At 56.2% G+C, this 12,364-nt stretch carries 9 protein-coding genes; 4 read left to right on the top strand and 5 right to left on the bottom strand.

What is annotated here, in order from left to right; all coding sequences use genetic code 11:
- Window positions 1–219 precede the first annotated feature (219 nt).
- Together FHC49_RS22795 and FHC49_RS22800 are read right to left on the bottom strand one after the other, a co-directional pair.
- Window positions 220–1,206 carry a Gfo/Idh/MocA family protein gene (locus FHC49_RS22795; RefSeq protein WP_185667881.1) on the bottom strand — a complete coding sequence of 329 codons (987 nt, stop codon included), beginning with the start codon at window positions 1,204–1,206 and terminating at the stop codon, window positions 220–222.
- Between the two features lie 72 nt (window positions 1,207–1,278).
- The gene (locus FHC49_RS22800) at window positions 1,279–1,779 is read right to left on the bottom strand and encodes a YgjP-like metallopeptidase domain-containing protein (RefSeq protein WP_185667882.1); all 501 of its coding nucleotides are present in this window, start codon (window positions 1,777–1,779) and stop codon (window positions 1,279–1,281) included.
- An 83-nt stretch (window positions 1,780–1,862) separates the two neighbouring features.
- On the opposite strand from FHC49_RS22800, the gene rlmG reads away from it, so the two are divergent.
- Window positions 1,863–2,999 carry a 23S rRNA (guanine(1835)-N(2))-methyltransferase RlmG gene (gene rlmG, locus FHC49_RS22805; RefSeq protein WP_220440915.1) on the top strand — a complete coding sequence of 379 codons (1,137 nt, stop codon included), beginning with the start codon at window positions 1,863–1,865 and terminating at the stop codon, window positions 2,997–2,999.
- A gap of 68 nt (window positions 3,000–3,067) precedes the next feature.
- Here rlmG and FHC49_RS22810 read toward each other — a convergent pair whose 3' ends face one another.
- Together FHC49_RS22810 and ygjG are read right to left on the bottom strand one after the other, a co-directional pair.
- Complete coding sequence (locus FHC49_RS22810; RefSeq protein ID WP_220440916.1) at window positions 3,068–5,086, bottom strand: NADPH-dependent 2,4-dienoyl-CoA reductase; 2,019 nt, start codon at window positions 5,084–5,086, stop codon at window positions 3,068–3,070.
- Between the two features lie 145 nt (window positions 5,087–5,231).
- Entirely contained in the window at window positions 5,232–6,623 is a 1,392-nt protein-coding gene (ygjG, locus tag FHC49_RS22815; protein WP_220440917.1) for a putrescine aminotransferase, read from the bottom strand.
- 365 nt (window positions 6,624–6,988) lie between these two features.
- On the opposite strand from ygjG, the gene FHC49_RS22820 reads away from it, so the two are divergent.
- Complete coding sequence (locus FHC49_RS22820) at window positions 6,989–8,509, top strand: PAS domain-containing methyl-accepting chemotaxis protein (RefSeq protein WP_220440918.1); 1,521 nt, start codon at window positions 6,989–6,991, stop codon at window positions 8,507–8,509.
- Here the strand turns inward: FHC49_RS22820 and FHC49_RS22825 are convergent.
- Complete coding sequence (locus FHC49_RS22825; RefSeq protein ID WP_220440919.1) at window positions 8,506–9,087, bottom strand: PadR family transcriptional regulator; 582 nt, start codon at window positions 9,085–9,087, stop codon at window positions 8,506–8,508. The genes FHC49_RS22820 and FHC49_RS22825 overlap by 4 nt on opposite strands.
- A gap of 236 nt (window positions 9,088–9,323) precedes the next feature.
- Here FHC49_RS22825 and FHC49_RS22830 point away from each other — a divergent pair, with 236 nt between their 5' ends.
- Both FHC49_RS22830 and FHC49_RS22835 read left to right on the top strand, forming a co-directional pair.
- Window positions 9,324–10,088: a siderophore-interacting protein gene (locus FHC49_RS22830; protein ID WP_220440920.1), complete on the top strand. Its 765-nt coding sequence runs from the start codon at window positions 9,324–9,326 to the stop codon at window positions 10,086–10,088.
- A gap of 573 nt (window positions 10,089–10,661) precedes the next feature.
- Window positions 10,662–12,215 (top strand): peptide MFS transporter, encoded by a 1,554-nt coding sequence (locus FHC49_RS22835; protein ID WP_185667889.1) that lies wholly within the window; start codon window positions 10,662–10,664, stop codon window positions 12,213–12,215.
- Window positions 12,216–12,364 lie beyond the last annotated feature (149 nt).

The following is a 12,364-nucleotide window of genomic DNA, read 5'->3' on the forward strand; positions in this document are numbered from 1 at the left end:
GCTTTTTTATGCATAGACCTCGCCTTCCGGCAAGGTCTCACTTACAACTAAAAACGAATGCGGTGGCGCATTCGTTTTCCGTTGCTCGGCGACCGGATACGGTTTTGCACGTATCGTAATGACGATCCACCGACAAGGAAGTTACTCCCCTTTGCACGTAACAAAATATGACAAGCCATTGATTTCGTCAATGGCCTGTAACATGTGCTTTACGTTGTTTTACGCGGCAGGGACATCCGCCGGGAAAACAACGCCGGTCTGGCGACGAATTTCCGTCTGAACCTTCGCGGTGATACGGCTCACTTCAAGGGCGGGATGGTCCACTTCGTTGTTTTCGACCAGGCGCGCAAACTCCTCGGCTTCATACAGCATAGTATTAATATGCTGAGGCTGGCTGAGATCCTGCGCTTTGCTGCCGCGCGGGATGAAGGAGACCTTCTGGCACTCGGAGATTTTCTCCACCACCAGCGCACCGGCTTCGCCCTGAATTTCACTCGGCAGGGTAGAGTCGCTGACCTTAGAGTGCTGCAACGTCACGCTGAAATCGCCGTAGTCGAGCACCGCGATACCGTGCGCATCAACGCCGCTATCCAGCAGGCTGGCAGACGCCTGTACCTGCTTCGGCTCACCCCACAGGGCTACCGCAGAGGCCAGACAGTAGAAACCGATATCCATAATCGAGCCGTTGGAGAAGGCCGGGTTAAAGGTATTTGGATTTTCACCGTCCAGGTAGCGCTGGTAGCGCGAGGAGTACTGGCAGTAGTTGATAAACGCCTTACGAACCGGGCCCACTTTCTCCAGCGACTGCTGCAAAATCTGGAAGTTGGGCAGGCTGGCGGTTTTAAACGCTTCGAACAGCACCACCTGATTTTCCCGCGCAAGGGCGATAGCCTGCTCGACTTCATGCAGGTTGGAGGCCAGCGGCTTCTCGCAAATCACATGTTTTTTATGCTGTAAAAACAGCTTTGTCTGCGGGAAGTGGAGCGAGTTCGGGCTGGCGATATACACCGCGTCAATGTCTTCGCTTTGCGCCATGGCGTCCAGCGACGTAAACAGATGTTCGACGGGATAATCGTTGGCGAAGGTCTGCGCCTGCTCAAGGCTGCGGGAATAGACGGCGGTCAACTTGTACTTGCCGGTCTCATGCGCGGCATCGACAAACTGGCGGGTGATCCAGTTTGTCCCAATCACTGCGAAACGTATCATAAACGCCTTCTGGCTCCATAAAGGGATTCTTTCGTCAATGTAACACGCCTTTATGACATTGCCAGTGGGCGACTACGCAGATTCCTTTAACGAAAGGTGCGTCAGCCACAAACGGGTATCAAACTCCAACTGATGGTACTGCGGCTCCATGTGGCAGCACAGCTGATAGAAGGCTTTGTCGTGCTCTTTTTCTTTTAGGTGCGCCAGCTCGTGTACCACGATCATCTTCAAAAAAGCCTCCGGCGCGCTGCGGAATACGGTCGCCACGCGGATCTCTGCTTTGGCCTTCAGCTTGCCGCCCTGCACGCGGGATACCGCCGTGTGCAGCCCGAGCGCGTTCTTCAGCACGTGGATCTTATTGTCGTACATGACTTTATTGATGGGCGGCGCGTTACGCAGGAACTGGCTTTTCAGATCCTGGGTATACTGCCAGAGGGCTTTATCGGTGGCGAAATCGTGGGTACCCGGGTAGCGTTTTTCCAGCACCGCCCCCAGACGCTGTTCAGCAATCAGCGTTCTCACTTGAGAAAGCAAATGTTCCGGGTAGCCCTGGAGGTAAGTTAGTTGGTTCATCTTTGCCCATGCCAATCATAAAAAGTGTATACTCACGCACCCTTTTCAGGGATACGCCGAAATTTTACCATTCAGGAGGGCCGATGAGCCACACAGACAACGGTTTCCGTTCACTGACACTTAAACGTTTCCCGGAGACGGACGACGTTAACCCACTGCTGGCGTGGGAAGCAGCCGATGAATATCTGCTGCAACAGCTGGACGATACTGAGATTCGCGGCCCGGTGCTTATCCTGAATGATACCTTCGGTGCGCTGGCCTGCGCGCTGGCGGAGCATACGCCGTACAGCATCGGCGACTCTTACTTAAGCGAGCTGGCGACGCGTGAAAACCTGCGCCACAACGACATTGCCGAGTCGAGCGTGAAGTTCCTCGACAGCACCGCGGAATACCCACAGGCGCCGGGCGTCGTACTGATTAAGCTGCCGAAAACCATGGCGCTGCTGGAGCAACAGCTGCGTGCGCTGCGCGACGTAGTCACGCCAGAAACGCGCATTCTTGCCGGTGCAAAAGCGCGTGATATCCATACTTCTACGCTTGAGCTGTTTGAAAAAGTGCTGGGCCCAACCACCACCACGCTGGCATGGAAAAAGGCGCGCCTGATCAACGGCACCTTTACCAAACCGGCGCTGGCTGAAACCGCCCAGACCCTGAGCTGGAAGCTGGAAGGCACCGACTGGACTATCCACAACCACGCGAACGTCTTCTCCCGTACTGGGCTGGATATCGGCGCGCGCTTCTTTATGGAGCATCTGCCGGAAAACCTGGAAGGCGAGATTGTCGATCTCGGCTGCGGCAATGGCGTGCTGGGCATGACGCTGCTGGCGAAAAACCCAGAAGCCAGCGTGGTGTTTGTTGATGAATCGCCGATGGCGGTCGCTTCCAGCCGCCTGAATGTGGAAACCAACCTGCCGGACGCGCTGGATCGCAGCGAGTTTATGATTAACAACGCGCTCTCCGGCGTAGAACCGTTCCGCTTTAACGCGGTGTTCTGCAACCCGCCGTTCCACCAGAAGCATGCGCTGACCGATAACATCGCGTGGGAGATGTTCCACCACGCCCGCCGCTGCCTGAAAATTAACGGCGAACTGTATATCGTGGCGAACCGTCATCTGGACTATTTCCACAAGCTGAAGAAGATTTTTGGTAACTGCGAAACCATCGCCACCAACAACAAGTTTGTGATCCTCAAAGCGGTGAAGCTGGGCCGTCGTCGTTAATGGGATAGAACCTTTCCCGGCGTCGCATTCGCTCGGCCGAGCGAATGCGACGCCGGGGGCATGCTGATTTAAATACCTAGCGCCAGCTTCGTCCCCTGCGCAATCGCCCGCCGAGCATCCAGCTCACTGGCCACATCACAACCACCGATAAGATGCACCGTCTTACCTGCCGCTTGTAACGGTTCCTGCAACGCACGGTTTGGCTCCTGACCGGCACAAATAATCACGTTATCAACCGCCAACACCTGCGCTTCACCGCCTATCTCAACGTGCAGCCCTTCGTCGTCTATCTTCTGATAGCTGACCGCCGGGATCATCTTCACGCCGCGTGAAAGCAGGGTGGTGCGGTGGATCCAGCCGGTGGTTTTGCCCAACCCTTCGCCCGGCTTGCTGGCTTTACGCTGCAGCATCACAATCTGCCGCGAGCTGCGGGCCAGATGCGGCCCTTCCGGGCGCAGGCCGCCTGCCTGCTGCAGGCTGGTATCAATGCCCCATTCTACGCAAAACTCCGCGATATTCTGGCTGGTGGGCTCGCCCGGCTGGCTTAAGTACATCGCCGTATCAAAACCGATGCCGCCGCAGCCGATGATCGCCACGCGCTGCCCCACCGGCGTCTTGTCACGCAGCACGTCCAGATAGGTCAGCACTTTCGGGTGATCGATGCCGTCGATCGGCGGGGTACGCGGCGCGATCCCGGTAGATAGGATCACTTCATCAAAGCCGAGGAGATCGTCGGCACTGACGCGCTGGTTGAGCTTCAGCGTCACACCGGTGACGTCGATCATCCGGCGGTAGTAGCGCAGCGTTTCGTAAAACTCTTCTTTGCCGGGGATCTGCTTGGCGATATTAAACTGCCCGCCGATCTCCGCGCTGGCGTCGAACAGCGTCACCTGATGGCCGCGCGCGGCGGCGTTGATCGCAAACGCCAGCCCCGCCGGGCCTGCGCCGACGACCGCCAGGTTTTTGCGCGTGGTCGCTGGAAGGATCGGCATTTTGGTTTCGTGACAGGCGCGCGGGTTGACCAGGCATGAGGTTACCTTGCCAACAAAGATCTGATCCAGACAGGCCTGGTTGCAGCCGATACAGGTGTTGATCTCATCGCTGCGTCCCGACTGAGCTTTTGACAGCAGCTCGGCATCGGCAAGGAACGGACGGGCCATCGACACCATATCGGCATCGCCGCGTGCCAGAATATCGTCCGCCACCTGCGGATCGTTAATGCGGTTAGTGGTAATCAGCGGAACGGTGACCACACCTTTTAATTTGCGCGTCACCCAGCTAAACGCACCGCGCGGTACCGGCGTGGCGATGGTTGGGATCCGCGCTTCGTGCCAGCCGATCCCCGTGTTGATGATCGTTGCACCCGCGGCTTCGATCGCCTGAGCGAGACGTACGGTTTCATCAAAGGTGCCGCCGTTGTCTACCAGGTCGAGCATCGACAGGCGATAGATAATAATAAAGTCTTTCCCGACACGCTGGCGTACGGCGCGCACCACTTCTACCGCGAAGCGCATGCGGTTCTCATAACTGCCGCCCCATTGATCGTCGCGCTGGTTGGTGCGCGCGGCGAGAAATTCGTTAATCAGGTAACCTTCCGAGCCCATCACCTCTACGCCGTCGTAGCCTGCTTCCCGCGCCAGCTGGGCGCAGCGGGCGAAGTCGTCAATCAGCGCGAGGATACCTTCGTGGGTGAGTTCGCGCGGCGTAAAGCGGTTGATGGGGGCCTGAAGTGGGGAAGGGGCGACCAGGTTTGGCTGGTAGCTGTAGCGCCCGGTATGCAGGATCTGCAGCGCAATTTTGCCGCCTTCCTGATGGACGGCATCGGTAATGGTGCGGTGGTGCGGCAATTGGCTGACATCGTTCAGCATCGCGCCGCCGGCCATCCCTACGCCGGTAGCATCCGGTGCGATGCCGCCGCTGACGATCAGCGCCACGCCGTGACGTGCGCGTTCCGCGTAGAACGCCGCCAGACGCTCGGCGCCATCGGGATACTCTTCCAGCCCGGTATGCATGGAACCCATCAGCACGCGGTTTTTCAACTGGGTAAAACCAAGATCGAGCGGGGCAAACAGCGACGGATAGCTCATAAGGATGTCCAGTATGTGAAATTATTGTTATGTGGTCGGATGAGTTACTAATTTAGCCGTCGGCGGGAAAAAGGGAAAAGGGGAATGCGATGATTGTGATGGGATTCAAAGAACGCCCCCCCACCAAAGGGTAGGGGGCGTGAGTTTACTGCTCGGTGGCAACCTGACTCTGGCTGACACGCAGGGCCGCCAGCGCGTTACGCGCGGCCTTAAGCACCTGGTCGCATTGTTCCATCGTTAAGGTTAACGGCGGTTCGATGCGGATGGTCTTGGCATTGTTGAGCGTCCCGGCAACCAGCACGCGCTGGCGGAACATCTCGCTAGCAAAGTGATAGCCGATTTCGTTATCGACAAACTCAATGGCCATCAGCATGCCTCTGCCGCGCGCTTCACGGACCAGATCCGGATATTCACGCGCCATGCTGCGGAAACCGTCCAGCAGAATATCGCCTTTCTGCTCCGCCTGAGCGGGCAGGTTTTCGGTCAGCAGCACGTTGATGGTCGCCAGCGCGGCCGCACAGGCCAGCGGGTTACCGCCAAAGGTGGTGGTGTGCAGGAACGGGTTGTCGAACAGCACCGAGAACACCTCTTCGGTGGCGATGGTCGCGCCAATCGGCATCACGCCGCCGCCGAGTGCCTTCGCCAGGCATAAAATGTCCGGCTGAACGTTCTCATGCTCGCAGGCAAACATCTTACCGGTGCGCCCCATGCCGGTTTGCACTTCGTCGAAGATAAGCAGCGCGCCAAACTCGTCGCACAGCTTACGCACGGCGGGCAGGTAGCCTTGCGGTGGCAGAATGACGCCACCTTCACCCTGGATGGGCTCGAGGATCACCGCCGCCACGTCATCGCCGGTTTTCTGGCATTCGCTCAGCATCGTGCGCATGGCGTCGAGATTACCGAACGGCACGTGGCGGAAGCCCGGCAGCAGCGGCATAAACGGCTTGCGGAACGTTGACTTAGCGGTGGCCGACAGCGCCCCAAGCGATTTGCCATGGAACGCGCCGCTGGTGGCGATAAAGGTGAACTTGCCGCGCGGCGACTGGTAGGCTTTCGCTAGCTTCAGCGCCGCCTCTACCGACTCGGTGCCGCTGTTGCTAAAGAAGCTGTACTTCAGCTTGCCCGGCGCCAGCGCCGCCAGCGTTTTAGCGAGCATCGCCCGTAGCGGGTCGAGGAGTTCCTGGCTGTGAAGCGGCTGTTTCGCGAGTTGATTCTGTACGGCGGAAACCACAACTGGATTACGGTGCCCCACGTTGAAAATACCAAAACCGCCCAGGCAATCGAGAAACTCCTGACCCTGGGTGTCGACAAGCGTATTTAACCCTCCCGCTTGCCACTCTACGGCTCCGTAATCCCCACCGGCAGTTACAGATTTTCGGTACTCTAAAAACCCCGGATTCACATGTTCTTTGAAGTATTCCCTGACCTCCTGGTTAAGAGCTTTCATCTCCTCATGATCAAGCGTTCGCTTTTCAATGAGATTCAGTGCGTGTGCGCTGCAGGCCAGAGCCGATGCGCTGGAAGGTAACCTGTTCAAAATAAGCTCCTGGGGATCACGTATCACACGATACTGATTTAAGTATTGCAGGGATTACGCCACATCAGCGTTGACGGTAAAAATCGGGATAAACGCCAGGGGAAATCGCACTTGTACAATATTTGATCGTCCAGAGAAATGGGAGAGTGTGAAAGCGGTCACGCAGAGGTGCGTTGTGGTTGGGCGTATTGCCCTACAAAAGGGCAGGTTTTGCGCCACGACTGAGCAGCAAAGAATGACGTGGGGAAAGTAGGGCTTTTGTCGATTTTGCGATCTAACGCAAAATTAACAATTAAGGTTAATTTAATATCCTCCGATATAACAATTGTAATACATTTCTCTTTGCACCTGAAAAGGATGTTCGTATGTCTACCCTGCCCGACCTGAATTCGTCCGAATCGCTTCTGGACGACCACACCACTTTGATGTCCACCACCGATCTCAACAGCTATATCACCCACGTAAACGATGCCTTTATAAAGGTGAGCGGCTATAGCCGTCACGAGATGCTGGGCCAGCCGCACAACATGGTGCGCCATCCTGATATGCCAAAAGCTGCTTTCGCCGATATGTGGCGTACTCTGAAGCAGGGCGAGCCGTGGAGCGGCATCGTCAAAAATCGCCCGAAACACGGCGGCCATTACTGGGTGCGTGCGAACGCCATCCCCCAGGTGCGTAATGGCAAAACGATTGGCTATATGTCGATTCGTACCAAAGCCAGCGAGGAAGAGGTGGCGGCGGTTGAGCCGTTGTATCAGGCGCTTCGCGAAGAACGCAGCAATAAGCGTCTCTATAAAGGTCGCGTTATTAGCAAGCGCTGGTGGGGCAAGCTGTCGGCTATTCCGCTGCGCTGGCGGGTCAGAAGCATTATGTTGGGGTTCTATCTGCTGCTTGCGGCGAGCCTGCTGGCCCTGGGCGCACCGATTCTGCCGGTGCTGGCGTCAGCGGTGATCCTCTTACTGACCACGCTGGTACTGGAGTGGCAGATTGTTCGCCCGGTGGAAAATGTGGCGCGACAGGCGCTTAGCGTGGCAACCGGTGAACGTAACAGCGTTGATCCGTTGCCGCGCAGCGATGAGCTGGGCCTAACGCTACGCGCGGTTGGCCAGCTCGGGTTGATGTGCCGCTGGTTGATAAACGATGTCTCGACGCAGGTGAATAGCGTGAGCGACGGCAGCGATGTGCTGGCGCGCGGTAATGAAGATCTGAATCAGCGCACTCAGGAAACGGTGGTCAACGTGCAGCAAACGGTGGCGACCATGAGCCAGATGGCGGCGTCGGTGCAGAATAACTCTCAGACGGCCGCCGAGGCCGATAAGCTTTCGTTGGCGGCCAGCGGCGCGGCGGCGCAGGGCGGCCAGGCGATGCACCGGGTGGTGCAGACCATGGAAGATATCGCTGACAGCACGCAGCGCATCGGTTCTATCACGACCTTGATTAACGATATCGCGTTCCAGACCAATATCCTGGCGTTGAACGCCGCCGTTGAAGCGGCGCGCGCGGGCGAGCAGGGGAGAGGGTTTGCCGTGGTCGCCGGGGAAGTTCGCCATCTGGCGAGCCGTAGCGCGACGGCGGCAAACGAAATTCGTCAGCTGATTGAGGCCAGCGCCAGCAAGGTGCAGTCGGGCTCCGAGCAGGTTCACGCTGCCGGGCGCACGATGGATGACATTGTCTCGCAGGTACAAAATGTCACCCAACTGATTGCGCAGATTAGTCAATCTACGTCTGAACAGGCCACGGGGCTGTCTGATTTAACGCGTGCCGTGGCGAAGCTGGATGAGATCACCCAGAAAAACGCCGGACTGGTGGCGGAAAGCGCCAACGTGTCGGCGATGGTAAAACACCGCGCCAGCCGTTTACAGGATGCGGTCACCGTCCTGCATTAATCCAGCTGCGAGATCTCCAGCGCCGCGCGGTCGATAATGCCAATCACCTGTTTCAGCTGCGCGTCGCCGATCTCGCCCTGATTCACCTTCAGGTCGAGCACCGCCTTAAAGTTATCCAGCGCCCGCTTCATTTGCGGGTTTTTGCGCAGCTCATGTCCGACCATCCTGGACTTCAGACGTGCCTGAATATGTTCCAGCGGTTCCTGATTTTCTTCCAGCGTCTGGATGCCTTCTGCGGTAATGGCGATTTTTTTACGCCCGCCGTCCTCTTCATGCACGGTAATCAGCCCCTGGTCCTGGAGCAGGTCGAGCGTCGGGTAGATAACGCCTGGGCTTGGGCTATAGTTGCCCTGGGTTAGTGTCTCAATGGCTTTAATCAGTTCATAGCCGTGGCTGGCGTTATCCTTCAGGATGTTGAGGACCACCAGGCGTAGTTCGCCGTGGCCGAAGAAGCGCTGGCGACGTCCGCCGCCGCCGTGGCCTTCACCACGCCCGCCACGATGTTCACACTCACCGTGCTCGCCGCGATGTCCGCGACCACCACGGCCACGATGTTCAGAATCAGAGAAAGGTCTCATGATGTTTATCCTTACGTTATTTAGATATATCTAAATTACATCTAAAGTTATGTCTTTAGCAATATCGAAAATGAGAAAATTATTAATTTATTGATATTTAATGATTTTAATTTTGGTGGTGAGTTTTTTGTGCGCTGTTATTCATATATCTTAAAAATAGCTTGCTTTCTGTTTAGTTGGCAATCATTATCATTTGCAAATGATTTAGATATATCTATTTGTGAGAGAGACGCCGAATGAAAGAGAACAAGTACCCACAGCGCGTGCGCAATGAACTCCGTTTCCGTGAACTGACCGTCCTGCGCGTTGAGCGCATTGGCGACGCTTTCCAGCGCGTGGTGCTGGGCGGCGAGGCGCTGGATGGTTTTAGTTCGCGTGGCTTTGACGATCACACCAAGCTGTTTTTCCCGCAGGCAGGTAGCACCCTGACACCACCGACGATGACCGATGAGGGCATTGTGTGGGCAGACGGTGTACGCCCGCAGGCCCGCGACTATACGCCGCTCTATAACGCCGAGCGCCATGAGCTGGCCTACGATTTCTTTATCCACGATGGCGGTGTTGCCAGCCAGTGGGCAATTGAGGCAAAAGCAGGCGATACGCTGCTTATCGGCGGCCCGCGCGGTTCACTGGTGGTGCCGGAAGATTATGCCTGGCAGCTGTATGTTTGCGATGAAACCGGTATGCCAGCGCTGCGTCGCCGTCTGGAAGCGCTGCAAACGCTAGCGGAGCGCCCGCAGGTAACGGCGCTGGTGATGGTAAAAGACGAAGCGGATAAAGCCTATCTGGCCGGGTTTGATGGTTTCAATATCGAGTGGATCTCCGGCTACGATGCAGCCACCGTTGCCGCGCGGCTGGCACAGCTCACGGTGCCGGCGTCGGATTACTTTATCTGGCTGAGCGGTGAAGGGAAGGTGGTAAAAAACCTGACCGATGGTTTTGTGACCGACGCTATCGACCCGCAGCTGGTGCGATCAAGCGCCTACTGGCACGCGAAATAACCGCATTCCGGTTGCGCTATACGATGACGTGATAGCGCGACCCCCTTCCTGCCATCTCTCTCCCCATGATTTATCCTGATCTTCCATCATCATTATGATGAACACCCCGTTTTCCATACTTTTTATACGATTATTTTGCACAGTTATTAAGGCTTTATTTAGCGATTGATTTTTATCTAATTGATTGTTTTTAAATGATTATTATCACTTAAACATATGGTTATGTGATGTCAATCACTACATTCGGTTTTCCAATACAAAATCTGTAAAACTAGAACTTTGTCGACTTTTCGTCTAAAAATACCGGGTCAAGGGCTAGACACGACCACTTAATGGTTATCAAATGGTTAAAAAATACCGTGTCAGATGTTATTCATCGACAAAATTAAAAAATGGTTAGCCCGCATATACCCTAAATAATTCGAGTTGCAGGAAGGCGGCAAGGGAGTGAATCCCCAGGAGCTTACTCTAGTAAGTGACTGGGGTGAGCGAACGCAGCCAACGCACCTGCAACTTGAAGTATGACGGGTATACACGACTTACCTGCGTTACGACGCACCTTCTGGAGAAACTATGCATTCCTCTGTTAATAAAAACGAAAGCCGAACCTTTTTCGGTCATCCGTACCCATTGGGTTCGCTGTTCTTTACCGAAATGTGGGAGCGATTCTCGTTTTACGGTATCCGCCCGTTACTGATTCTGTTTATGGCGGCAACCGTCTATGACGGCGGCATGGGCTTAGCGCGTGAAAACGCCTCGGCGATTGTAGGGATCTTCGCGGGGACCATGTACCTGGCGGCGCTGCCGGGCGGCTGGCTGGCCGATAACTGGCTTGGCCAACAAAAGGCAGTGTGGTACGGCTCCATTCTGATTGCGCTCGGCCACCTGTCGATCGCGCTGTCGGCCTTTATGGGTGACAACCTGTTCTTTATCGGCCTGATGTTTATCGTGCTGGGCTCTGGTCTGTTCAAGACCTGTATCTCGGTCATGGTTGGTACACTGTATAAAAAGGGCGATGCCCGTCGTGACGGCGGCTTCTCGCTGTTTTATATGGGTATCAACATGGGGTCATTTATCGCGCCGCTGATTTCCGGCTGGCTGATTAAATCCCACGGTTGGCACTGGGGCTTTGGCATCGGTGGTATCGGGATGCTGGTGGCGCTGGTTATCTTCCGCGTGTTCGCTGTACCGGCGATGAAACGCTACGACAGCGAAGTGGGCCTCGACTCCACCTGGAACAGCCCGGTGGCGAAGAAAAACGGCGTCGGCGCGTGGCTGCTGGCGTTAGCGGTAGGCGTGGCGGTGATTATCACCCTGATTGCCCAGGGCATCATTGTGATTAACCCGGTGGCGGTTGCCAGCGTGCTGGTGTACGTGATTGCGGCGTCCGTTGCGCTGTACTTCATCTACCTGTTTGCCTTCGCGGGCCTGAGCCGTAAAGAGCGCGCGCGTCTGCTGGTGTGCTTTATTCTGCTGGTCTCCGCCGCGTTCTTCTGGTCGGCCTTCGAGCAGAAGCCAACGTCCTTTAACCTGTTTGCCAACGACTATACCAACCGCATGATCGGTGATTTTGAGATCCCAGCGGTGTGGTTCCAGTCGATTAACGCCCTGTTTATCATCCTGCTGGCACCGGTCTTTAGCTGGGCCTGGCCTGCGCTGGCGCGTAAAAACGTCCGTCCAGGCAGTATCACCAAGTTCGTTATCGGTATTCTGTGTGCGGCGGCAGGCTTTGGCCTGATGATGCTGGCGGCGCAAAACGTGCTGAGTAACGGCGGCGCTGGCGTATCGCCAATGTGGCTGGTGGGCAGCATCCTGATGCTGACGCTCGGCGAACTGTGCCTGAGCCCGATTGGTCTGGCGACCATGACGCTGCTGGCACCGGAGAGAATGCGCGGCCAGATGATGGGGCTGTGGTTCTGCGCCAGTGCGCTGGGTAACCTGGCGGCGGGTCTGATCGGTGGCCACGTGAAGGCTGACCAGCTGGATATGCTGCCGGACCTGTTTGCCCGCTGTTCTATCGCGCTGCTGATTTGTGCGGCGGTGCTGTGCGTGCTGATTGTGCCGGTTCGCCGGATGCTGGAAAACGCCAAATCCAGCGCGGAGCAAAAGCCAGTCAGCAACGCGTAATCCCGTTCTGACACCTGAGCCGGTACAATGCTGTACCGGCTTTTTTTTGCGCAGCGTGCACCATTTCTTGCGCAAAACAGCCATAAAACGTGATTTTTGATCGAGAATAAGTGCAATAACGTGAGCGGTTCCTTTGAAATTGCGGCGGA

The sequence above is a fragment of the Kluyvera sp. EC_51 genome (genome assembly GCF_019584505.1).
GTDB classification, from domain to species: Bacteria; Pseudomonadota; Gammaproteobacteria; order Enterobacterales; family Enterobacteriaceae; genus Kluyvera; species Kluyvera sichuanensis.